Source organism: Novosphingobium barchaimii LL02 (genome assembly GCF_001046635.1).
Lineage (GTDB): Bacteria > Pseudomonadota > Alphaproteobacteria > Sphingomonadales > Sphingomonadaceae > Novosphingobium > Novosphingobium barchaimii.
In genome coordinates this window covers 40,447-60,037 of record NZ_KQ130455.1, presented here as the reverse complement: position 1 = coordinate 60,037, position 19,591 = coordinate 40,447, and the positions used below count along the sequence as shown (strand labels likewise).

The following is a 19,591-nucleotide window of genomic DNA, read 5'->3' as shown; positions in this document are numbered from 1 at the left end:
GCCTTGCCCCCCGCCTTGGCTACAGGGAAATTCTCGATGCTCGCGTCCTTGCGCTCGAACTGGTTCGCGGTGCGCGCCAGCTACTGGTTCTACCCCGCCCTGTTCTCGCTGGCCGGGCTAGCGCTGGCATTGGGGCTGGTGCATCTCGACCGCACCGGCGCTACCGCATGGCTGGCTAACGCGCACTGGATCATACCGGCCCGACCCGATGGGGCCAGCAACATGCTGACCGTGCTGGCCGGATCGGTGATCGGCGTGGCCTCGACCGTGTTTTCGATCACCATCGCGGCGGTCGCCTATGCCAGCGGGACCTTCGGGCCTCGCCTGCTCAACAACTTCATGGAGGACAAGGGCAACCAGTTCAGCCTGGCGACCTTCGTGGGCACCTTCGTCTATGCGATCTCGGTCTTGCAGAGCGTGCGCACGGCGGGCGATCAGGATCTTGCCTTCGTGCCGCAGGCGTCGCTGGCGCTGGCCTCGTGCCTGATGCTGCTGTGCGTCGCCGTGCTGGTCTATTTCCTGCACCACGTGCCCGACAGCATCCGCATCAATTCAGTGCTGGAAGCGATCGGCCGCCGGCTGCTCGAAGAAGCCGCCTCGCGCTTTCCTGAGGAAGGCACCGCCGAGGCCCGGATGGCCGAATGGCCGATGGGCACCGTCGTCAAGGCGCAGGCGGCGGGCTATATCCGAGTCATCGATTTCGACCACCTGGTAGGTGTGGCGCGGACCGTGGACATGCCGATCTGGCTGATGGCACGGCCAGGCGATTTCGTTTCCGCCGGCGTGCCGCTGGTCATGGCCGGGACCGATGCCGTGCCCGATCCGGTGGCGGCGCAGATCCGCAGGGCATTCGCGCTGGGCGGCACCCGCACGCCCGAACAAGACCTGGAATTCTCCATCGACGAACTTGTGGAGATCACCTTGCGCGCTTTGTCGCCGGCGGTGAACGACCCCTTCACGGCGGTCAACGCCCTGCACTGGCTGGGCGCGGCCACCTCGCTCATCGGCCAGCGCGATCTCGACCGCGATGCCTGGAACGAGCCGGTCGCCGACTGCCCGGTTGCGCCGCTGCGCGACGGCTTCGACCATTTCCTGGCGCGCGGCCTGGGCTCGGTACGATCGGGCGTGGCGACCAGTCCGATCGCCTGCCTCGTGGCTTTTGATACGTTCCGCTCGGCCGCGCTGCAGGTTTCCAGCGCGACGCGGCGCGAACAGGTGCTGCGCGAAACGGACCTGTTGCTGGAGCAGGCCCGTCTGCATCTTGTTGGCCCGGATCTGGAGCAGGTGATCGAGCGCCACCAGACGGTGCGCAAGGGGCGCTCGACCTGAAGGTCAGGCCGCCTCGTCCCCGCGCGTCTTCCACAAGGACCAGACCACGCCGCCTGCGATCAGCGCCAGCGTTACGGCAAGGCTGAGCAGCGGGGGGAACTTGGCCCCGCCCAGCGCGAAGTCGGCGATCAGGATCTTGCCGCCGATGAATACCAGCACCAGCGCCAGCGCATACTTGAGGTAGTGGAAGCGGTGCACCATCGCCGCCAGCGCGAAGTAAAGCGCACGCAGGCCCAGGATAGCCATGATGTTTGACGTGTAGACGATGAACGTATCCGTCGTGATCGAGAAGATCGCCGGCACCGAATCCACCGCGAAGACGAGATCGGCGAGGTTGATGACCACGAGCGCCAGGAAAAGCGGTGTCGCGGCCCAGACCAGCACGCCCTTCGCGTCGGTTTCGCGCACGAAGAAGTGCTCACCATGGTGCGCCTTGGTCACGCGCATGTGCCGGGAGATCCATCGGATCACAGGGTTGTTGCCGATGTCCGGGGCTTCGTCGCTGGCGAACAGCATCTTCACGCCGGTAAAGATCAGGAACGCGGCGAAGATGTACATGACCCAATGCGCCTGCGAAACGAGCGCGGCGCCGCCCGCGATCATCAAACCGCGCAGCACGATCACCGCCAGGATACCCCACAAGAGGGCGCGGTACTGATACTTGGGCGCGATCGCGAAGAAGCCGAAGATCATCGATATGACAAAGACGTTATCGATCGAGAGCGCCTTCTCGATGAAATAGCCAGTGTAGTAGTCGATCGCCGGGGCAGAGCCCTTGGCCCACCAGATCCAGCCGCCGAACGCCATGGCAATGGCGATGTAGAACAGAGACAGCTTCAGCGATTCGGCGATGCCCATCTCGCGGTCGTCCTTGTGCAGGACGCCGAGGTCGAAGGCGGTGAGAATGAGGACGAGAGCGGCGAAAGCCAGCCAGAACCAGGCAGGCGTGCCTAGCCAGAGTGTGAAAAGAAATTCCATGGATTTACGCCCGAACGGGGCCGGTCAAGGCCCAGGGGAAAAGCAGCGCCGGCACCCGCGAAGGTACACCGACAAAGGCGGATTACAGGCTCACCGCGCGGTGCGGCGGGAACGCGAAAAGTCGCGCCAGCCTGTCCCTCAGTCTGCGTTTGCGTTTTTCCAGCCGGGCGACCGCCAACGGGTCGACAAAACGGCTTGCCTTCGTGCGCTTGATAACGGCGTCCAGCTTCTGGTGAAGCTCAAGCAGGCGGTACATGCGATTGGTCATTACAAATCCCTATCGAACTAGAGTGGGTTCGATCGGATGAAGCGGGCGGGAGTTGCGTGACAAATCAATGCCAGAGCGAGTGTGTGGTCCTGCACCGGTTTCACCCGATGCGGTCCGACATCACGAGATGCAGAAATCATGTCCTGCACCGCGCCAGAGGGGCCCGGCCCGCAGACCTGTTTATACAGGCCAAGCGCGGAAATTTCAAGCTGCCCTCGCGCAGGTGCTTTCGGCGACGTTGACGGGCATCCCGAATTCGATATTAATGTGATATCACTTTAAGAGGGTTATCGCTGATGTCCGATTCGCACCTGCCCATCAATGCCAGCCGCGAGCGCCTGGCCTCGGCACGTAGCGGCTATGTCATGCTCGCGGTGTTTCTGGCGCTGCTGGTGGCCACCTTCGCATCCATCGTCAGCCTCGCCTCGAGCGCCGACCCAGGGCCGGGCACGGTCATGGCGTTCCTCGCCTTCGTGCTTCCTGCCGTAGGGGTGCAGGTGCTTATCCTCAGCGGTTTCTACATGATACAGCCCAACCAGGCCGCCGCCGTCACCCTGTTCGGTAGCTATCGCGGCACCGACCGTATTGCCGGCCTACGCTGGGTCTGGCCGTGGATGGCCAAGACCAAGATCTCGGTGCGTTCGAACAACGTCGTCTCCGAAAAGCTCAAGGTGAACGATCTGCGCGGCAATCCGATCGAGATCGCGACGAATGTGGTCTGGCGCGTCGCCGACACCGCGCAGGCGCTCTACGACGTGGACGATTACAAGGCCTTCGTGAACGTGCAGATCGAATCCGCCGTCCGCTCCATCGGCTCGCGCTATGCCTATGACGACGTCGAGGACGCCGAGATCACCCTGCGCGGTAGCCATACCCAGGTGAACGCGGAACTGCGCGCGGAACTGATCGAGCGTCTGCAGGTCGCCGGCCTTACCGTGGACGAATGCGGCCTCACCCACCTTGCTTACGCGCCCGAGATCGCCGGGGCCATGCTGCGCCGCCAGCAGGCCGAGGCCGTGATCGCCGCGCGGCGCAAGCTGGTGGAAGGCGCGGTCTCGATGGTGGAAATGGCCCTGGCCCAGCTTTCAGAGAAGAACGTGGTCGAACTCGACGACGAGCGCCGTGCAGCCATGGTCTCCAACCTGATGGTCGTGCTTTGCGGAGAGCGCGAAGCCCAGCCGGTCCTCAACGCCGGCACGCTCTACCAGTAAGTCTCATATGGCGTCACCCGGCAAAAAGGCTTTCGCGCTCCGTCTCGATCCGGCGTTGTTCCAAGCTCTGGAACGGGCGGCAGCGGCCGATTTTCGGTCGGTCAATGCGGAGGTAGAAGTACTGCTGCGCGAGGCCCTCGCCCGGCGCGGGGTGAAGCTCGAAGTCGCGGAGCCGCCACGTCGCGGCCGCCCCCCCAAGGAGACGAACGATGACACGTATGATGGATGAACGCGGCGCCTGGTTCGCACCCAGGCGCTACGGCTACGGCGCCGGCCTGCCGATCGCCTGGCAGGGCTGGCTGGTGATAGCCTGTTATGTCGCGGCCCTTGCTGGTATCGGCATGCTCCACGGCATGGGCAATCCCGCGGGGCGGGCGGCGGCATTTGCTCTGTTCTTGCTGGCTACCGGTCTGTTCGCGGTCGTGGCCGCAAAGCACACGCGCGGAGGATGGAAATGGCGCTGGGGCGAGCGGGACTAAGCGCGTTGATCCTTCCGCCGTATCGCCGCGCTAGTTTCTTGACAAGGACCCTGCCAGTGCCATCGCCATAGATAGGACCACCTTCACCCGGCTCGGCACCTGCGAAGCGCAGGCTGCGTTCATTCGACCTATAATCGGCAACTACGGCGCGCTGACCGTGTCGCGCAGCCGCTTCGAGGAAGGCATCGGTGGCCATTACGCCAAGAGCCGGGCGCAACGGGTGCCATCCTGTGACGCAGCTTCGACGATTCGCGGGGGCACGGGACCAACTACATGATCGACCTCGCCGCCGGCACTATCGGGCGGATCGCCGGCAACTGGTTCGTCAAAGGCCGCGACAAGGACAATTATTCAGCCTTCATCGCCGTTGCCGCCGAGCACCATAAACATCCGTCAGGCGGCCTCACGATCAAAGCCAACAATGCCCGCTTCCCCCCGCATCGAACGCCGCAGCGCATTCGTCGCCGATTGGTCCGGCGATAGTCCGGTCCTCGGCGAGAACGCCCTGGGCACTGGCCTGATCCGCTACGAGAAGCGGTAAATGACCCACCCCCTGCCGCCACCGGCAAGCGTAAGGGACGCAGCCCACCCTTGCCACCAGCGCCCTCGCCCCCTAGCTCGGGGGTTGATGGCATATGCCTTTGCCTTGCTGGCGCGCCTGCGCATCTGGCCCCTGCTGCTGCTCGCCGCCATTGGCTTGCAGGCGGCGGAACCCATTCGCGCGCCGTTGGACCGGGTCCAGGGTTCGGCCTTCAGCGCCTCGACGCTCGACGTGGCGCTCGGTGCCGCCCGGAGAGTTCAAAGCCAGCTTGCGATGCCTGCACAGCCGCTGCCCCTCCCGCCCGCCTCAGTGGCGGCGGTAGTCACGGCGACAACGCGCTTCGCCGTCGCTCCATTTACGCACTTGCGCCCGGAGGCCCGCGGTCCGCCGCCGCGCGGCCACCCGGCACGCCTGCCAGACAGCACCGCTCCCCCGATCGCCTGAACCGGTCCCGACCCGGCGCGCTTTTTCGCGCGCCCTTATCTCTACCGTTTTCAGGAAGACCATCTCATGGCTACCAAATCCACAAACGTGGTTCACGGCCCCGTGCACGCTGATGAACGCGCGCACGTCACCGATCTGCTCGCCCGTTACCCCGACCTTTCGGCGCGTGAACTCGATGCGGTCAAAACCTGGTTCAAGCGTACCGCCGGGCCACTCGACGTCGGACTGCTCGCCAGCGACACCACCATCGCCGATCAGTACCGCGCCTATCGCAAGGACCATCATGACCGCTTCTCAGCCAAGGATATCGGCATTGCTGCCTTGTTCCTGGCTATCGCCGCCTGCATCGTGGGCCTCATCGCGATGATGTCGATCTGATGCGCGGACCGGAGCGCAAGGCATCTGTCCCATGTTTGCGCTCCGGTTAGCTTTGGCGGCCGCTGCCCCTAGAGCTTGGCGAACAGCGCCAGCATGTGCTGCCAGGCGCGGTCCGCTTCGCTGGGATCGTATGCTGGGGAATCGGCCACGCACCAGCCATGGTCGGCGCCGTAGACCTCGATCTGGGCGGGGCGACCGGCGGCATCGGCGGCCTTGCGCAGTTCGTTCTTGGCCTCGGGCTGTTTGCCATCGTCGTTGCGGGCGATCGCGAAGAGGTAGCTGGCCTTCGTACCGGCCAGCAGCCGGTGCGGGCTATCCGCTTCGCGCGTCACCAGTCCGGCGCCGTGCAGCGATGCTGCCGCGCCCACGCGGGCGGGAACTGCCGCTGCGGTGCGCACGGTGAAGGGACCGCCCATGCAATAGCCATTGCTGCCAATCCCGCGCTTCGTGTCGACTGCTTCCTGCCTATCGAGGAAAGCGACATAGGCGCCGGCATCGCGCGTGATCGCATCGGGAGTGAGCAAGGCACGCATCGGCGCGATCTTTGCCTGCCCCTCGGGCGTGCGGTACTCCGAGAAGCTGTTCATCACCGGGGCCGGCCCGGAGCGGTAATACTGGTTCACCACCAGCACCGCATAGCCTTGCGCAGCGAGACTGCGGGCCATGATCTTCTTGACGTCGCGCAGGCCCGCGATGTCCGGCCACATGACGATGCCGGGATAGGCGCCCTTGCCGGGGTGAACGAAGAAGGCGTCGCACACGCCGTCCGTCGTGGTGATGGACACCATCTTCTCGCTGACCGACGCGCCGCCCTCCGCCGCGATGGAGCCGGTGCAGCCGACCAGCGCGGCGCTGGCGCCCAGCGCAGCGAACTCGCGCCGGTTGAGCCCCCGCCTGGCGAGTTGAACGGCTTCTGCTTCGGCGGTGAATTCGTCACACATGCATCTGTCTCCGCAAAATCTGTCCCGCAGCGCCCCAGGGTAGTCAGGGTTCATGCCGGAAGCGAGCCCCCTGCTTCGCCCCGGCGGCTTTTTCGCACTGGATGGACAGAGCGCGGCCCATGCGACACTTTCGCGCTAAGAATGAAAAGGGCGGGGGAATGGAAGTGAGCACACTCGATCTGGTGGACCCCGAACTGTTGCCGGGATTGGAAATGCTGCCGGCCTTCACCTTCAACGCCGAGATGCTGGGCCAGATCCGTCAGGCGATGGCTCTGCGCCCCGTCCCGCAGGCGGAGGGACTGGGCTGCCTGATGGAGCGGCACGTCGTGCCTTCGCCCGAAGGCCACGACGTGCCGGTGATCGTCTATCGCCCGCGTGACCTGCCCGCGCAGGCCGCTGCCCTCCTCCACATCCACGGCGGCGGCTATGTCATCGGTTCGGCCGATACGATGTCGCTCGCCAGCGCCGCGCTGGCGCTGGAACTGAACTGCATCGTCGCTTCAGTCGATTACCGGCTTGCGCCCGATACCGTGCACCCCGGCCCGGTGGAGGATTGCTATCTTGCGCTGCAATGGCTGCACGCTCAGGCCGACGCCTTCGCTATCGACGGCGCCCGCATCGCCATTGCCGGAGAGAGCGCAGGCGGCGGTCTCGCGGCGGCGCTGGCGCTGGTCGCCCGCGACCGGGGCGGTCCGGCAATCTGCCACCAGCACCTGATCTACCCGATGATCGATGACCGCACCTGCCGGGAAAGCGCCGGTCCAAACACCGGTCACCACGTCTGGACCCCCGAATCGAACGTATTCGGATGGACCTCGCTGCTCGGGGTGCCCGCCGGCAGCGAGGGCGTATGCCCCTATGCCGCAGCATCGCGCGCCGAAGACCTTTCCGGCCTTCCGCCCGCCTTCATCGCCGTGGGCGCGCTGGATCTGTTCATGGAGGAGGACATCGACTACGCCCGCCGTCTCGCCAAAGCCGGGGTTCCGGTGGAACTGCACGTCTATCCCGGCGCCTACCACGGCTTCGACATGGTGAGTGATGCGGCGATTTCTCGCCAAGCCCGGATGAACTCCATCGCCGCGTTTGGCCGGGCTTTCAATCGCCGTTGAAATTCAGCTCCAGGTTTACCGCATTGGGATCGGTCAGGAAGATCTGCCGCAGGCCGACGTGCGCCAGGTCGTTGATGCGGTAGTCGACCGACATTTCTTCCAGCCGCTCGCAGGTCGCTGCAAAGCCTTCGCAGCGCAGGGCGACGTGATGGAGAGCATTGGTCAGCGCGCCGGGACGGTAGGCCTCGAAGCGTTCGCCAGCCGAAAGGCGATCGACAAGGTGGACGATCGGATGGTCGGTTGCATCGCGCATCCAGTATCCGGCGACACCCATGCGGATCGCCGGGTTCTCGCTGCGCCGTAGTCCGAGGAGGCGCTCGTAAAAGCTGGCCGTGCCCTCCAGATCGTCGGTCAGGATGTTGACGTGGTCTATGCCGCTCACTTGCATGGCGCTCTCCCCTTATCGTTACGGGCAGTCTTGCCCATGGCGGGGTTTACGGCAAGCCGCTTCGCCGCGTCAGCTCCTGAACACCACAGTGCGCGAACCGTTGATCAGCACCCGGTCTTCCAGGTGGAGGCGCACTGCTTCGGCCAGGACCCGGCGCTCGATATCGCGGCCCTTGCGAACCATGTCCTCGGGCGTGTTGGCATGGGTTACGGCCTCCACGTCCTGATGGATGATAGGGCCTTCATCGAGGTCGGCGGTGACGTAGTGCGCGGTCGCGCCGATCATTTTCACGCCGCGTGCATGGGCCTGGTGATAGGGCTTGGCGCCCTTGAAACCGGGCAGGAACGAGTGGTGGATGTTGATGCAGCGGCCCGAAAGCCAGCCCGCCATCTCGTCCGAGAGGATCTGCATATAGCGCGCCAGCACCACCAGTTCGGCGCGGGTATCCTCCACCAGTGCGCGGACCTGGGCTTCCTGCTCGGCCTTGGCGCCCTTTTCCACCGGCAGGTGATGGAAGGGAATGTCGCCGATCATCAGCGTATTTACCGCATCGCGCGGGTGGTTGGAGACGATTGCCACCACCTCCATCGCGATCTCGCCGATGCGCTGGCGGTAGAGCAGGTCGGCCAGGCAGTGGTCGAACTTGCTGACCATAAGCAGCACCCGGCGCGGCCGGTCGCGCCGGAGCATCGACCAGGCCATACCGTATTCGTGCGCGATCGGGCCGAAACCCTCGCGGATTTCCTCGCGGTCAGCGGCTCCCGGATCGAACGCGACGCGCATGAAGAACTTGTCTTCGGCAAGGTCGTTGAACTGCTGCGCCTCGATGATGTTGCAGCCCATCCGGGCGAGATAGCCCGTCACCCGCGCGACGATGCCCGGACGGTCGGCGCACGAAAGCGCGAGGATCAGCGGTTCAGGCATCGCGCGCGTTCCTTCAGGCAGCGATGACGGGAGCGCCGGCGCGGCCCCCAAGGGCAGCCTCGCTCTCGGCCATGAGCGCGGCGATGATCTCGGTCACCGGCTCTTCCTTGTTGACCATGCCAACCGACTGGCCGGCCATGATCGAGCCGCTCTCGATGTCGCCGTCGATCGCGGCACGGCGCAGAGCGCCGGCCCAGAAACGCTCAATCTGGAGCTGCGCCTCGCCCATGTCGACTTCGCCGGCATCGAGCAGCTTCGCCACGGCGACCTGCTTGGCGGTGAATTCCTCGGTGCCCTTGTTCTTGAGCGCACGCACCGGGATCACCGGCAGGCGCGGATCGACCTGGACAGACGCGACGGCCTCGCGCGCGGAAGCACGGAAGAAGGCCTTCTTGAAAGCCGGGTGCGCAACCGATTCGCTGGCGCAGGCGAAACGCGTGCCAAGCTGAACGCCGGCCGCGCCCATTTCGAGGTAACCGGCAATCGCCTCGCCCCGGCCGATGCCGCCGGCCACGAACACGAGGTGATCGGCTGCCAGCGTGGGCAGGATTTCCTGCGCGAGGACCGAGGTGGAAACCGGGCCGATGTGGCCGCCCGCTTCCGACCCTTCGATCACCAGCGCGTCCGCGCCCGAACGCAGCAGCTTCTTGCCCAGCGCCAGCGTGGGCGCGAAGCAGATGACCTTGGCGCCGCTGTTCTTGATCGCCTCGACGCTGCCTTTTGGCGGAATCCCGCCGGCCAGCACCACATGGGTGACGCCGCGTTTCGCGCAGACCTCGATCAGTTCGAACAGGTCCGGGTGCATGGTGATGAGGTTGACGCCGAAGGGCTTGTCCGTCAGCGTTTTGGTCGCGGCGATCTCAGCGTCGAGCAGCGCAGGCGTCATCGCCCCGCAGGCGATCACGCCGAAGCCGCCGGCGTTGCTGATTGCCGCAACGAGATTGCGCTCGGAAACCCAGGACATCGCACCGCAAAGGATCGCAGTTTCGCTACCGAGGAATTCGCATCCGCGCGCCATGAGGGCCGAAGTCTTGGAATGTGCGGTCATGAGTTTCCCATAGCCCGGGTTTTATACAGGGATGCGCCATAGGATGACGAATCGCACCGCACAAGCGGCGAGCAGCGGAACCACGGGACGACCTAAATTATGTTACGGAATGATGGGGAACAATGCAGGCACTTCGATAAAGTTTTTCGGGACGACGAACCGCTCAGGGAACGCCCAGAAAGTTCGCTTGTAACAAGCCGGCTGCTCCCGCCATGCCCCACGCGTGATCGACTACCGCGAAGCGGCGGAAGACGTGCCGTGTGGGGACATTCTGGAAATCGAAGGGGTACTGCGCATAGCCACGGCGTCCTTCAGCTTTGGCGCTCCCGCCATCGGTCGGGTGGAACGAGGCATCGGCTATCTGGCGGGCCGGATTTCCGACGAGGGTTTCATGCTGCTGCGTGTCCATGCCCAGGCATTCACCGCCGCGACCGATACTGAAGATGCCGCACAGCTTCGCTCCAGCCGTGCCCTGATGGTCGACGCTCTCACTTCCCTGCGCCGGACCCTCGCATAATCGCATAAGGTTTCCGTCTCGCTGATCGCTTTTGCCGATTACAGATAGATGTTCGTATAGCTTCTCCCCTTATTCCGGCTCCAGTAGAACCACAGCATGAGCCGCAGCGACGCTGACGGCAACGCACCATGAAACCATGACAAACCCTCAAAGGAGTCTCGCGATGAACGGATCGAACCCCGCCGGCGGCAAGTGCCCCTACGGCCACGGCGACACCCCCCTCGCGGCTACCCCGCTGACCACCCAGTTCGGCGCGCCCGTGGTCGATGCATCGAACTCGATGACCGCCGGCCCGCGCGGCCCCTTGCTCATGCAGGACGTGTGGCTGCTGGAAAAGCTGGCCAACCTCAACCGTGAAGTCATCCCCGAGCGGCGCATGCACGCCAAGGGCTCGGGCGCGTTCGGCACCTTCACCGTCACTGGCGACGTCTCGAAGTACACGCGCGCGAAGTTCCTGGGCGAAGCCGGCAAGCAGACCGAACTGTTTGCCCGCTTCACCACCGTGGCCGGTGAGCGCGGCGCCGCCGATGCCGAGCGCGACATTCGCGGCTTCGCGGTGAAGTTCTACACCGAGGAAGGCAACTGGGACATGGTCGGCAACAACACGCCGGTCTTCTTCGTGCGCGACCCGCGCCAGTTCGCCGATCTCAACAAGGCGGTGAAGCGCGATCCGCGCACCAACCTGCGCAGCGCCACCAACAATTGGGACTTTTGGACCCTGCTGCCCGAGGCCCTGCACCAGGTCACTTACGTTATGGGCGACCGGGGTATCCCCAAGTCCTACCGGCACATGGACGGTTTCTCCAGCCACACCTACTCGTTCTACAACGAGGCGGGTGAGCGCTTCTGGGTGAAGTTCCACTTCAAGACCCAGCAGGGCCATGCTCACCTGACCGACGCCGAAGCGGCCGATGTGGTGGCGGGCGACCGCGAATCGAACCAGCGCGATCTTTACGATGCCATCGAGCGCGGCGATTTCCCGAAGTGGAAGGTCATGGTCCAGATCATGGCCGAGGAAGAAGCGGCGACCTGCGGCTTCCACCCCTTCGACCTCACCAAGGTCTGGTCGCAGAAGACCTATCCGCTGATCGAGCTCGGCATGATGGAACTTAACCGCAATCCGGAGAACTTCTTTGCCGATGTGGAGCAGAGCGCTTTCTCGCCGTCCAACCTCGTCCCCGGCATTGGAGTCTCGCCTGACAAGATGCTGCAGGCGCGCCTGTTCGCCTATGCGGATGCGCAGCGTTACCGGCTTGGCGTCAACCATCACCAGATCCCTGTGAATGCGGCGCGCTGCCCGGTGTTCAACAACCACCGCGACGGACAGGGCCGGGTCGACGGCAACTATGGCGGCCTGCCGCACTACCACCCGAACTCGTTCGGGCAGTGGCAAGGCCAGCCTGAGTTCCGCGAACCGCCGATGAAGATCGACGGGAACGCTGATTTCTGGAACTTCCGCGAGGACGATGACGATTACTATAGCCAGCCACGCGCGCTGTTCCAGTTGATGGACGATGCCCAGAAGCAGCGTCTGTTCGCCAACACCGCCGGCGCGATGGGCGATGCGCTGGACTTCATCAAGCAGCGCCACATCGACAATTGCACCCGCTGCGATCCGGCCTACGGCGCCGGCGTGGCCGCAGCCCTGGGCATGAGCGTCAATCCCGATCTCTCGCCTCAGCCCGAACTGGCGGACTGACCGACGAAAAAAGCCCCGTGCGAAGTGACGCATGGGGCTTTTTTAAAATTGGGTCTTGGCGCCGGGGCTTCGACAAGCTCAGCCTGAGCGGTGTCGAGAGCCCGAAAACCCTCTAATCAGGCCGCCGCGTCAAGCCCGTAAGCGGTGTGCAGCACGCGCACGGCCAGTTCGGTCTCGTCGGTGTCGATCAGGACCGATACCTTGATCTCGCTGGTGGAGATCGCGATGATGTTGATGCCGCGATCGGCCAGCGTCTTGAACATCGTGCTGGCGACGCCGGCATGGCTGCGCATACCGACACCCACTACGCTGATCTTCGCCACGTTGCCGTCGGCGATCAGGCGGTAGTAGCCGATCGAATCCTTGCGCTCTTCCAGCATCGCCTGCGCGCGGGCAAGGTCGGACTGCGGCACCGTGAAGGTGACGTCGGTCTCGCCCTTATCCTTGGCGACGTTCTGGATAATCATGTCGACGTTGATGTTCGATTCCGCGAGCGGCGCGAAGATCGAGGCCACCGCGCCGGGACGGTCCGGCACGCGGGTAAGCGTGACTTTCGCCTCGTTCTTGTCGGCGGCGATACCGGTGATGAGCTGGCGTTCCATGTCGCTTCCTTCCAATTCCTCGTCGCTGACGATCAGGGTGCCGGGGATGGTGTCGGCGGCCGGGGCAGTCTCGTCGATGAACGAGGACAGCACCTGAACGCGCACCTTTTCCTTCATGGCGAGGCTGACCGAGCGGGTCTGCAATACCTTCGAGCCGACCGAAGCCAGTTCGAGCATTTCCTCATACGTCACCAACGGCAGCTTGCGCGCCTTGGCGACGATGCGCGGGTCGGTGGTGTAGACGCCGTCGACATCGGTATAGATGTCGCAGCGATCGGCCTTGACCGCAGCCGCCACAGCCACTGCCGAAGTGTCCGAACCGCCGCGGCCCAGCGTGGTCACGCGGCCCTCCGGCGAAACGCCCTGGAAACCGGGGATCACGGCGATCTCGCCCGCCGCCATCGAGGCGATCAGGGCGTCCGCGTCGATTTCCTCGATGCGGGCCTTGGCATGAGCGTCGTCGGTCTTGATCGGCACCTGCCAGCCCTGCCACGAACGCGCCTTGCAGCCGATCGCCTGCAGTGTCAGCGCCAGCAGGCCCGACGTGACCTGCTCGCCCGACGCGACGACGACGTCATATTCGGCGGGATCGTAGAGGGCGTTCGCCTCGCGGCAGAAGTTGACGAGGCGGTCGGTCTCGCCAGACATGGCCGAAACCACGACGGCAACCTCGTGCCCGGCTTCCTGCTGGCGTTTGACGATACCCGCCACGCGCCGGATGCGCTCGGACCCGGCCATCGAAGTGCCGCCGAATTTCATCACGATACGTGCCAAGGCGCCGGTGCCTCCCTGCTGCGAGTGGGTTCGATTTCGTCCGCGTGGTGCGGACGATGTGGATAACAGTCGGGCGCGCTGTTAGGAGGGACTCATGGACAATGCAACTGCAACGAGCACCAGCCCGCGCGCAACAATCGATCCCAAGGAGGCCGCGCACTTCGGCAAGCTGGCGGCCGAGTGGTGGGACCCCAGGGGTTCCTCGGCCATGCTGCACCGCCTGAACCCGGTGCGACTGGCCTTCATGCGCGAAGCGATCGATACACATTTCGGAGGCGATTCGCGCAATGTTCGCCCACTATCTGGCAAGCGGGCCCTCGATGCCGGCTGCGGCGCGGGCCTGCTTTGCGAGCCGCTGGCCCGCATGGGCGCGGCCGTCACCGGCGTCGACGCCGCGCCTGAAAACATCGCCGCCGCCAGCGCCCATGCCGGCACCATGGGCCTCGCCATCGACTACCGCGCCGGGGAACTCGGCTCGCTGGGGCTGACCGGCTTCGACCTCGTCTGCTCGCTGGAAGTGATCGAGCACGTCACCGACAAGGCGCTGTTCCTGAGCCAGCTCGCCTCGGCCCTCGCGCCGGACGGGCTGATGATCCTCTCCTGCCCCAATCGCACCATCCCCTCGCGCCTGCTTCTGGTCGAGGCGGCTGAGCGACTCGGCAAGGTCCCGCGCGGCACTCATGACTGGAGCCAGTTTCCCACGCCCGACGAACTGCGCGAACTGGCGCAGGGCGCGGGTCTGGTGCTGGACGAACCGCGCGGCATCGCATGGTCCCCGCTCAAGGGGCTTCACTTGTCGGAAGACCTGTCGCTCAACTACATCGTGACGGCGCGGCTGGCTTAGCGACCGTTTGAAAATGCGCAGAAGAGCGCATTTTGAATGCGGCACCAGCCCATTCTCAAACGGTCTCTTAGCCCGCCGCAGCCAGTTCTTCGATCGCCTGCGTAGCCAACGACACGCGCTCCTCCCAAGAACCGGAGATGCGTGTGTAGGGGACCCCGGTGCGCACCAGCATGTCCTCCGCCAGCGCGGCGAAGCGCGCGCGCGTGTCATCCTCGCCGAAGAAACGGGTGCCGTCTTCACGCCAGGGCACGTCAGGCTCGAACAGCAGGTAAAGGTCCGCCTTCGGATAGGCGAGCAGCTGCTCGGGCACTTCGGCGAACAGCATCTGGGCCCAGGCGGCGGTCATCAGCTGGTCGGTGTCGTGCAGCAGCACCGGCGGCGCGGCTTCCAGAGCATGGCGGTTCATCCGCGCCTGGCCCTGAGCAATGACCAGCAGGTCCGCCATTGTCAGATCGATTCCATGCTCCTCGCAGTAGAGGCGGCCATATTCGGGTACGTAAGGCCAGCCGCGCGTTACCAGCAAGCGCTCGCACAGCACAGACTTGCCGGTACTTTCCGCGCCGTGGAAGCAGACCGTCTTGGTGGAGGATTCGGGCGTCATGGCTGCTTCCTGTGCGCGGCGATCCATTCACGCAACCCCAGGGCCGACATCCCGAGGAACACTACGTATAGACCAGCAGTGGGCCACAGTCCTTTGGTCACGTAGACCGCGATGGAGGCGATATCGATCGCGATCCACAGAACCCAGTTCTCAATTCGGCGGAACGCCAGCAGGATCTGCGCGGCGATGCTGCCGCCGGCGATCGCCGCGTCCGCATATGGCAGCGATGCATCGGTGAAGCGGTGCATGACCCAGCCCAGATTCAGCGCCAGCGCTGCCGTGGCGGTGAGCCAGACAACACGACTGAAATTGCCCAGCCAGCGCACCGGCACCTGGCTATCGCCGCTGCCCGCCCGGACCCATAGAACCCAGCCCCAGGCCTGCGCGGCGAAGAAGAACAACTGCAGGCCCGATTCGCCGTAGAGCCGCGCCTCGAAAAAGACGAAAGCGTAAAGCGCCACCATCGCCATGCCGAACGGATAGTTCCACATGCTGCGCCGCACCAGCAGCGCGATATTCACGAGGCCAAGCGCGGCGGCGATCCATTCGACCGGGTTCATCGCTTTCGCTCAGCCGAACGCCGCAGCCCACTCCGGCTCTTTGAAGCCGACGAGAATCCCGTCGGGATGGATAACGATGGGCCGCTTGATCGTGCTGGGATTGGCAGCCATCAGCGCGGCCGCCTTTGCGGGATCAAGGTTTGCCTTGTCGGCATCGGGCAGTTTGCGGAAGGTTGTACCGGCTCGGTTCAGCACTTTGTCCAGACCGGCCGCATCGATCCATGCCGCCAGCTTTTCAGGGTCCGCGCCTTCCTTCTTGTAGTCGTGAAAGGTGAAGGCGATGCCCTTTGCGTCAAGCCAGGTACGCGCTTTCTTGACGGTGTCGCAGTTGGGAATGCCGTAAAATTCGATCGACATGACGTGGCGTGCCTCTTCGCGTATCGTGCTGGTTTGCAGGTACATTTCACGAAGCGCCTGCATGATCTGGCACGGCGATACACCAAGGAAGCGCGGTTGGGTATAATGAAGAACGGGTAACCTTTCGCCCGAACTCAGGCGCGCTGCACCTCAGCCATTGCGAAGCGGTGCACGCGCGGTGAGGGGCAGGCATAAAGGGTATACCGCTCATAATACTCGTCGCGGCCGCGCCGTTGGACGATCATGTGCTCCGCATTGTGGGCCCATGCCATAGCGTAGGCCTCGTCCTCCCACTCCGACATTGACAGTACTTCGCCATCGTCGGCAGTGTAGCTCCTGAACAGCAGGAAGCCGGGCTGCTGCTCGGCCAGCGCCTCCATGGCGACAGCGTCGTTGATGTAAGCGTCGGCATCGATATCTGCGCGCTTGTGATTGCGGAAAACGACCAAGAACATCGTTCTTCTTTGGGAACAGCCGAGGCCGCCGACAAGAGGGTAATACGTTCAATTCGAGCGCAAAGTGCCCCTTACTGGGAACGGTTACATCCATAGCGAGAGCAACGCTGATCTTCCTCCTGCAATGTGTTCACCAGGCACGTTTCAGAGATGGTCCGGCAGCGCTCCACTGGACAAACCCCGCAATTGACGACAAGGCGCAAGGCCATGAGCGTGAACAGCTTCGGCCGCCTTTTCCGTTTCACCACCTGGGGCGAAAGTCACGGGCCCGCCATCGGCGCGGTCGTCGACGGGTGCCCGCCGGGTCTCGCCATCGACGAGAGTGTGATCCAGCCCTTCCTCGACGCGCGCCGTCCGGGGCAATCGAAGTACACCACCCAGCGGCAGGAACCCGATGCGGTGCGCATCCTCTCGGGCGTGTTCGAGGGCCGCACCACCGGCACGCCGATCAGCCTGATGATCGAAAACGTCGATCAGCGTTCCAAGGATTATTCCGAGGTCGCGCAGGCGTATCGCCCCGGCCATGCCGACTATGCCTACGACGCCAAGTACGGATTCCGCGACTATCGCGGCGGCGGGCGCTCCTCGGCGCGCGAAACCGCGAGCCGGGTGGCCGCAGGCGCGGTGGCGAGGCTGGTGATCCCCGAGGTCAAGATCCTCGCCTACGTCTCCGAGATCGGGGGCGACATGATCGATCCGGGCAATTTCGATGAGCACGAGATCACCGAGAACCCGTTCTTCTGCCCCGATCCGGCAGCGGCGAAGCGCTGGGAAGCGATCGTCGACGATGCGCGGAAATCCGGCTCGTCCGTGGGCGCGGTGGTGGAATGTTATGCCAGCGGCGTGCCGGCAGGCTGGGGAGCGCCACTTTACGGCAAGCTGGATGCAGACCTTGCCGCCGCGATGATGGGCATCAACGCGGTCAAGGGCTTCGAGATCGGCGATGGCTTTGCCGCTGCGCGCCTGTCGGGGGAGCAGAACGCCGACCCGATGCGGCCAAGCCGGGAAACCGGACCAGATGGCGCACCGGAATTCCTGGCGAATCACGCAGGCGGCATCGCCGGCGGCATCTCGACCGGCCAGCCGGTGACCTGCCGCGTTGCCTTCAAACCGACCAGTTCGATCCTGACCCCGCAGCAGACGATCACGCGCAGCGGCGAAGCGACCGAGATGTTCACCAAGGGCCGCCACGACCCCTGCGTCGGCATTCGCGGCGTGCCCGTGGTGGAGGCGATGATGGCGCTGGTGCTGGCCGACCATAAACTCCTCCACCGGGGCCAGTGCGGCTAAGGCCCGTGCGGCCAAGGACTGATATCGCAACGCGGCCTCTAGACCGGGCGCAGCTCTATGCCGGGATGGTCGGCGATGATCTGCAGGACTATGTCGAAATAGCTCGGCCCGGTTTCATCCAGCAGGGCCGCAATGTCGCGCTGGATGCGATCGGTATTGAACCGTCCGGGATCTTCCAGCTTGTCGCGGTAATGGGCCATCGTTGCCTCGCGGCCCAGATCGTGACGGTTCTTTTCCATCTGCCGCCAGATCAGCAGGACCGGCCCCGCGCCCACCAGCGCGCCGTATCCGCCGTAAAGCATATCGTCCAAGGCATCGAGGCTGGGGCCTAGGTTCCAGTCCTCATCCGCCATGAACACCCGGTTGATCTCGTCATAGAAGGACGCGATGCCGTGAATGTTCTGCCCCTCTATCGTGAAACTCCTGGCCATCGCCGGCTTGCCTCCGCATCTGTCCTGTGCGCCCGCCGCAATGCTGTGTATGGGAGGCGCAGACCTCCCTTCCTCACGTGAGACCCCATGATCCGCATTTTGATCGACGCCGACGCCTGCCCGGTCAAGGACGAGACCTACAAGGTCGCCGCTCGGCACAAGGTTCCCGTCGTGGTGGTCAGCAACAGCCCGATCCGGGTGCCGCAAAGCACGCTGATATCGCGCAAGGTGGTCAGCGACGCCTTCGATGCCGCCGACGACTGGATCGTCGAGACGCTGGAAGCCTCGCACGGCGCGGGACACGTCATCATCACCGCCGACATCCTGCTCGCGGACCGCTGCCTGAAGCTGGGCGCCAGCGTGGTGGCGCCCAATGGCAAGCCGTTCACCGCCTCCTCGATCGGCGGCGCCATCGCCACCCGCGCGATCATGGCCGACCTGCGCGCAGGCGGCGATATCGTGGGTGGGCCGCCGCCGTTCTCGAAGCAGGACAAGTCGCGATTTCTCTCCAGTCTGGACGAAGTGCTGGTGCGATTGCTGCGGACGGGGAAGGCCTGAGCGCGCAGCGGGGGCTTCGACAAGCTCAGCCGGAGCGGGATCGAATTGGGTGGGAACATGCGGTCAGGCAGACCACCTTGCAACCCGCTCAGGCTGAGCTTGTCGAAACCCCCGCAGGCAAAACCGCCCAACCCCACGTCTCATCGACAGACCTGCACAATCCATCGCCCACTGATCGCCTCACCCGATAAGGCCAATCGGATCATGGCACTACAAATCGTCACGATCCCGGCCTATCTCACACTCATCAGTTTCAACCACCCAACGAGGGAGAATACATCCATGGGTATCGTCGGCAGCACCATCAAGCCGTTCAAGAACACTGCTTTCCAGCAGGGCAAGGACTTCTTCGACGTCACCGAAGCAGACATCGCCGGCAAGTGGGCCGTGTTCTTCTTCTACCCGGCAGACTTCACCTTCGTGTGCCCCACCGAACTGGAAGACCTTGGCGAGCAGTACGCAACCCTTCAGGGCCTGGGCGTCGAAGTGTTCGGCGTTTCGACCGACACGCACTTCAGCCACAAGGCATGGCACGACACGTCGGAGACCATCGGCAAGCTCACCTACGCATTCCTGGGCGACCAGAATCACAAGCTGACCAACAACTTCGGCGTACTGCGTGAAGAAGCTGGTCTTGCTGACCGCGCGACCTTCGTGGTCGATCCGGACGGCGTGATCCAGCTGGTCGAAATCACCCCCGAGGGCGTGGGCCGCAATGCCAAGGAACTCGTCCGCAAGATCAAGGCCGCCAAGTACTGGCGTGAGCACCCCGGCCAAGTCTGCCCGGCCAAGTGGGAAGAAGGCGGCGAGACGCTGGCTCCTTCGCTCGACCTCGTCGGCAAGATCTAACACTACCGCGACTTAC

26 protein-coding genes are annotated in these 19,591 nt (G+C 64.3%); 14 read left to right on the top strand and 12 right to left on the bottom strand.

Annotated elements, in window-relative coordinates; all coding sequences use genetic code 11:
* Window positions 1-36 precede the first annotated feature (36 nt).
* Window positions 37-1,329: a DUF2254 domain-containing protein gene (locus tag V474_RS14620; protein WP_059152222.1), complete on the top strand. Its 1,293-nt coding sequence runs from the start codon at window positions 37-39 to the stop codon at window positions 1,327-1,329.
* Window positions 1,330-1,332: 3 nt separating this feature from the next.
* On the opposite strand, the gene V474_RS14615 is transcribed toward V474_RS14620, so the two are convergent.
* Window positions 1,333-2,307, bottom strand: coding sequence for a TerC family protein (locus V474_RS14615; RefSeq protein WP_059152221.1), 975 nt, complete (start codon window positions 2,305-2,307; stop codon window positions 1,333-1,335).
* 82 nt (window positions 2,308-2,389) lie between these two features.
* Window positions 2,390-2,563 (bottom strand): DUF465 domain-containing protein, encoded by a 174-nt coding sequence (locus V474_RS14610; RefSeq protein ID WP_236711276.1) that lies wholly within the window; start codon window positions 2,561-2,563, stop codon window positions 2,390-2,392.
* Between the two features lie 308 nt (window positions 2,564-2,871).
* Between V474_RS14610 and V474_RS14605 the strand changes: the two genes are divergently transcribed.
* The 6 genes from V474_RS14605 to V474_RS14580 all read left to right on the top strand — a co-directional run bounded on the left by V474_RS14605 (window position 2,872) and on the right by V474_RS14580 (window position 5,628).
* Window positions 2,872-3,786: an SPFH domain-containing protein gene (locus V474_RS14605; RefSeq protein ID WP_059152219.1), complete on the top strand. Its 915-nt coding sequence runs from the start codon at window positions 2,872-2,874 to the stop codon at window positions 3,784-3,786.
* A 7-nt stretch (window positions 3,787-3,793) separates the two neighbouring features.
* Window positions 3,794-4,015, top strand: a complete 222-nt coding sequence (locus V474_RS14600) for a hypothetical protein (RefSeq protein WP_059152218.1) — start codon at window positions 3,794-3,796, stop codon at window positions 4,013-4,015.
* Window positions 3,996-4,265 (top strand): hypothetical protein, encoded by a 270-nt coding sequence (locus V474_RS14595; protein WP_148649410.1) that lies wholly within the window; start codon window positions 3,996-3,998, stop codon window positions 4,263-4,265. The genes V474_RS14600 and V474_RS14595 overlap by 20 nt, the downstream gene beginning before the upstream one ends.
* A 273-nt stretch (window positions 4,266-4,538) precedes the next feature.
* Window positions 4,539-4,748: a hypothetical protein gene (locus V474_RS26405; RefSeq protein ID WP_059152216.1), complete on the top strand. Its 210-nt coding sequence runs from the start codon at window positions 4,539-4,541 to the stop codon at window positions 4,746-4,748.
* A 145-nt stretch (window positions 4,749-4,893) separates the two neighbouring features.
* Window positions 4,894-5,250, top strand: a complete 357-nt coding sequence (locus tag V474_RS14585; protein WP_059152215.1) for a hypothetical protein — start codon at window positions 4,894-4,896, stop codon at window positions 5,248-5,250.
* A 66-nt stretch (window positions 5,251-5,316) separates the two neighbouring features.
* Window positions 5,317-5,628 carry a hypothetical protein gene (locus tag V474_RS14580; protein ID WP_059152214.1) on the top strand — a complete coding sequence of 104 codons (312 nt, stop codon included), beginning with the start codon at window positions 5,317-5,319 and terminating at the stop codon, window positions 5,626-5,628.
* Window positions 5,629-5,696: 68 nt separating this feature from the next.
* On the opposite strand, the gene V474_RS14575 is transcribed toward V474_RS14580, so the two are convergent.
* Window positions 5,697-6,569, bottom strand: coding sequence for a dienelactone hydrolase family protein (locus V474_RS14575; protein ID WP_059152213.1), 873 nt, complete (start codon window positions 6,567-6,569; stop codon window positions 5,697-5,699).
* Between the two features lie 164 nt (window positions 6,570-6,733).
* Between V474_RS14575 and V474_RS14570 the strand changes: the two genes are divergently transcribed.
* A complete protein-coding gene (locus V474_RS14570) occupies window positions 6,734-7,678 on the top strand; it encodes an alpha/beta hydrolase (RefSeq protein WP_059152558.1) in 945 nt (314 codons plus the stop codon).
* Here V474_RS14570 and V474_RS14565 read toward each other — a convergent pair.
* The 3 genes from V474_RS14565 to V474_RS14555 all read right to left on the bottom strand — a co-directional run bounded on the left by V474_RS14565 (window position 7,665) and on the right by V474_RS14555 (window position 10,038).
* Window positions 7,665-8,066 (bottom strand): VOC family protein, encoded by a 402-nt coding sequence (locus V474_RS14565; protein ID WP_059152212.1) that lies wholly within the window; start codon window positions 8,064-8,066, stop codon window positions 7,665-7,667. The two genes, V474_RS14570 and V474_RS14565, sit on opposite strands and share 14 nt — an antisense overlap.
* Before the next feature lie 69 nt (window positions 8,067-8,135).
* Window positions 8,136-8,990: a formyltetrahydrofolate deformylase gene (gene purU, locus V474_RS14560; protein WP_059152211.1), complete on the bottom strand. Its 855-nt coding sequence runs from the start codon at window positions 8,988-8,990 to the stop codon at window positions 8,136-8,138.
* A gap of 13 nt (window positions 8,991-9,003) precedes the next feature.
* Window positions 9,004-10,038: an NAD(P)H-dependent flavin oxidoreductase gene (locus V474_RS14555; protein ID WP_059152210.1), complete on the bottom strand. Its 1,035-nt coding sequence runs from the start codon at window positions 10,036-10,038 to the stop codon at window positions 9,004-9,006.
* Window positions 10,039-10,261: 223 nt separating this feature from the next.
* Here V474_RS14555 and V474_RS14550 point away from each other — a divergent pair, with 223 nt between their 5' ends.
* Window positions 10,262-10,555, top strand: coding sequence for a hypothetical protein (locus tag V474_RS14550; protein ID WP_059152209.1), 294 nt, complete (start codon window positions 10,262-10,264; stop codon window positions 10,553-10,555).
* 163 nt (window positions 10,556-10,718) lie between these two features.
* Entirely contained in the window at window positions 10,719-12,254 is a 1,536-nt protein-coding gene (locus V474_RS14545; RefSeq protein ID WP_148649409.1) for a catalase, read from the top strand.
* 116 nt (window positions 12,255-12,370) lie between these two features.
* Here V474_RS14545 and V474_RS14540 read toward each other — a convergent pair whose 3' ends face one another.
* Window positions 12,371-13,630, bottom strand: coding sequence for an aspartate kinase (locus V474_RS14540; RefSeq protein WP_059152208.1), 1,260 nt, complete (start codon window positions 13,628-13,630; stop codon window positions 12,371-12,373).
* A 94-nt stretch (window positions 13,631-13,724) separates the two neighbouring features.
* Between V474_RS14540 and ubiG the strand changes: the two genes are divergently transcribed.
* Window positions 13,725-14,474: a bifunctional 2-polyprenyl-6-hydroxyphenol methylase/3-demethylubiquinol 3-O-methyltransferase UbiG gene (gene ubiG, locus V474_RS14535; protein WP_059152207.1), complete on the top strand. Its 750-nt coding sequence runs from the start codon at window positions 13,725-13,727 to the stop codon at window positions 14,472-14,474.
* A 67-nt stretch (window positions 14,475-14,541) separates the two neighbouring features.
* Here ubiG and V474_RS14530 read toward each other — a convergent pair whose 3' ends face one another.
* The 4 genes from V474_RS14530 to V474_RS14515 form a co-directional block, all read right to left on the bottom strand.
* Window positions 14,542-15,075 carry an AAA family ATPase gene (locus tag V474_RS14530; protein ID WP_059152206.1) on the bottom strand — a complete coding sequence of 178 codons (534 nt, stop codon included), beginning with the start codon at window positions 15,073-15,075 and terminating at the stop codon, window positions 14,542-14,544.
* On the bottom strand, window positions 15,072-15,635 hold the full coding sequence (gene pnuC, locus V474_RS14525; RefSeq protein WP_059152205.1) for a nicotinamide riboside transporter PnuC: 564 nt from the start codon (window positions 15,633-15,635) through the stop codon (window positions 15,072-15,074). Before pnuC ends, V474_RS14530 begins: the two co-directional genes overlap by 4 nt.
* Window positions 15,636-15,644: 9 nt before the next feature.
* Window positions 15,645-15,992: an arsenate reductase gene (locus tag V474_RS14520; protein WP_059152556.1), complete on the bottom strand. Its 348-nt coding sequence runs from the start codon at window positions 15,990-15,992 to the stop codon at window positions 15,645-15,647.
* Window positions 15,993-16,126: 134 nt separating this feature from the next.
* Window positions 16,127-16,447, bottom strand: a complete 321-nt coding sequence (locus tag V474_RS14515) for an antibiotic biosynthesis monooxygenase family protein (protein WP_059152204.1) — start codon at window positions 16,445-16,447, stop codon at window positions 16,127-16,129.
* Window positions 16,448-16,654: 207 nt separating this feature from the next.
* Between V474_RS14515 and aroC the strand changes: the two genes are divergently transcribed.
* Window positions 16,655-17,737, top strand: coding sequence for a chorismate synthase (gene aroC, locus V474_RS14510; protein WP_059152203.1), 1,083 nt, complete (start codon window positions 16,655-16,657; stop codon window positions 17,735-17,737).
* Window positions 17,738-17,775: 38 nt separating this feature from the next.
* Here the strand turns inward: aroC and V474_RS14505 are convergent, their stop codons facing one another.
* Window positions 17,776-18,168 (bottom strand): barstar family protein, encoded by a 393-nt coding sequence (locus V474_RS14505; RefSeq protein WP_059152202.1) that lies wholly within the window; start codon window positions 18,166-18,168, stop codon window positions 17,776-17,778.
* Between the two features lie 87 nt (window positions 18,169-18,255).
* Between V474_RS14505 and V474_RS14500 the strand changes: the two genes are divergently transcribed.
* A complete protein-coding gene (locus tag V474_RS14500) occupies window positions 18,256-18,726 on the top strand; it encodes a YaiI/YqxD family protein (protein ID WP_201786042.1) in 471 nt (156 codons plus the stop codon).
* A 282-nt stretch (window positions 18,727-19,008) separates the two neighbouring features.
* Window positions 19,009-19,575 carry an alkyl hydroperoxide reductase subunit C gene (ahpC, locus tag V474_RS14495; protein WP_059152201.1) on the top strand — a complete coding sequence of 189 codons (567 nt, stop codon included), beginning with the start codon at window positions 19,009-19,011 and terminating at the stop codon, window positions 19,573-19,575.
* Window positions 19,576-19,591 lie beyond the last annotated feature (16 nt).

Excerpts from the sequence above, each read along its gene's own strand:
- V474_RS14530 (WP_059152206.1), bottom strand. The coding sequence starts at position 15,075 with ATGACGCCCGAATCCTCCACCAAGACGGTCTGCTTCCACGGCGCGGAA.
- pnuC (WP_059152205.1), bottom strand. The coding sequence starts at position 15,635 with ATGAACCCGGTCGAATGGATCGCCGCCGCGCTTGGCCTCGTGAATATC.
- V474_RS14610 (WP_236711276.1), bottom strand. The coding sequence starts at position 2,563 with ATGTACCGCCTGCTTGAGCTTCACCAGAAGCTGGACGCCGTTATCAAG.
- V474_RS14600 (WP_059152218.1), top strand. The coding sequence starts at position 3,794 with ATGGCGTCACCCGGCAAAAAGGCTTTCGCGCTCCGTCTCGATCCGGCG.
- V474_RS14605 (WP_059152219.1), top strand. The coding sequence starts at position 2,872 with ATGTCCGATTCGCACCTGCCCATCAATGCCAGCCGCGAGCGCCTGGCC.
- V474_RS14585 (WP_059152215.1), top strand. The coding sequence starts at position 4,894 with ATGGCATATGCCTTTGCCTTGCTGGCGCGCCTGCGCATCTGGCCCCTG.
- V474_RS14515 (WP_059152204.1), bottom strand. The coding sequence starts at position 16,447 with ATGTTCTTGGTCGTTTTCCGCAATCACAAGCGCGCAGATATCGATGCC.
- V474_RS14505 (WP_059152202.1), bottom strand. The coding sequence starts at position 18,168 with ATGGCCAGGAGTTTCACGATAGAGGGGCAGAACATTCACGGCATCGCG.
- V474_RS14565 (WP_059152212.1), bottom strand. The coding sequence starts at position 8,066 with ATGCAAGTGAGCGGCATAGACCACGTCAACATCCTGACCGACGATCTG.
- ubiG (WP_059152207.1), top strand. The coding sequence starts at position 13,725 with ATGGACAATGCAACTGCAACGAGCACCAGCCCGCGCGCAACAATCGAT.
- V474_RS26405 (WP_059152216.1), top strand. The coding sequence starts at position 4,539 with ATGATCGACCTCGCCGCCGGCACTATCGGGCGGATCGCCGGCAACTGG.
- V474_RS14595 (WP_148649410.1), top strand. The coding sequence starts at position 3,996 with ATGACACGTATGATGGATGAACGCGGCGCCTGGTTCGCACCCAGGCGC.
- aroC (WP_059152203.1), top strand. The coding sequence starts at position 16,655 with ATGAGCGTGAACAGCTTCGGCCGCCTTTTCCGTTTCACCACCTGGGGC.
- ahpC (WP_059152201.1), top strand. The coding sequence starts at position 19,009 with ATGGGTATCGTCGGCAGCACCATCAAGCCGTTCAAGAACACTGCTTTC.
- V474_RS14520 (WP_059152556.1), bottom strand. The coding sequence starts at position 15,992 with ATGTCGATCGAATTTTACGGCATTCCCAACTGCGACACCGTCAAGAAA.
- V474_RS14545 (WP_148649409.1), top strand. The coding sequence starts at position 10,719 with ATGAACGGATCGAACCCCGCCGGCGGCAAGTGCCCCTACGGCCACGGC.
- V474_RS14615 (WP_059152221.1), bottom strand. The coding sequence starts at position 2,307 with ATGGAATTTCTTTTCACACTCTGGCTAGGCACGCCTGCCTGGTTCTGG.
- purU (WP_059152211.1), bottom strand. The coding sequence starts at position 8,990 with ATGCCTGAACCGCTGATCCTCGCGCTTTCGTGCGCCGACCGTCCGGGC.
- V474_RS14620 (WP_059152222.1), top strand. The coding sequence starts at position 37 with ATGCTCGCGTCCTTGCGCTCGAACTGGTTCGCGGTGCGCGCCAGCTAC.
- V474_RS14575 (WP_059152213.1), bottom strand. The coding sequence starts at position 6,569 with ATGTGTGACGAATTCACCGCCGAAGCAGAAGCCGTTCAACTCGCCAGG.
- V474_RS14555 (WP_059152210.1), bottom strand. The coding sequence starts at position 10,038 with ATGACCGCACATTCCAAGACTTCGGCCCTCATGGCGCGCGGATGCGAA.
- V474_RS14500 (WP_201786042.1), top strand. The coding sequence starts at position 18,256 with ATGATCCGCATTTTGATCGACGCCGACGCCTGCCCGGTCAAGGACGAG.
- V474_RS14580 (WP_059152214.1), top strand. The coding sequence starts at position 5,317 with ATGGCTACCAAATCCACAAACGTGGTTCACGGCCCCGTGCACGCTGAT.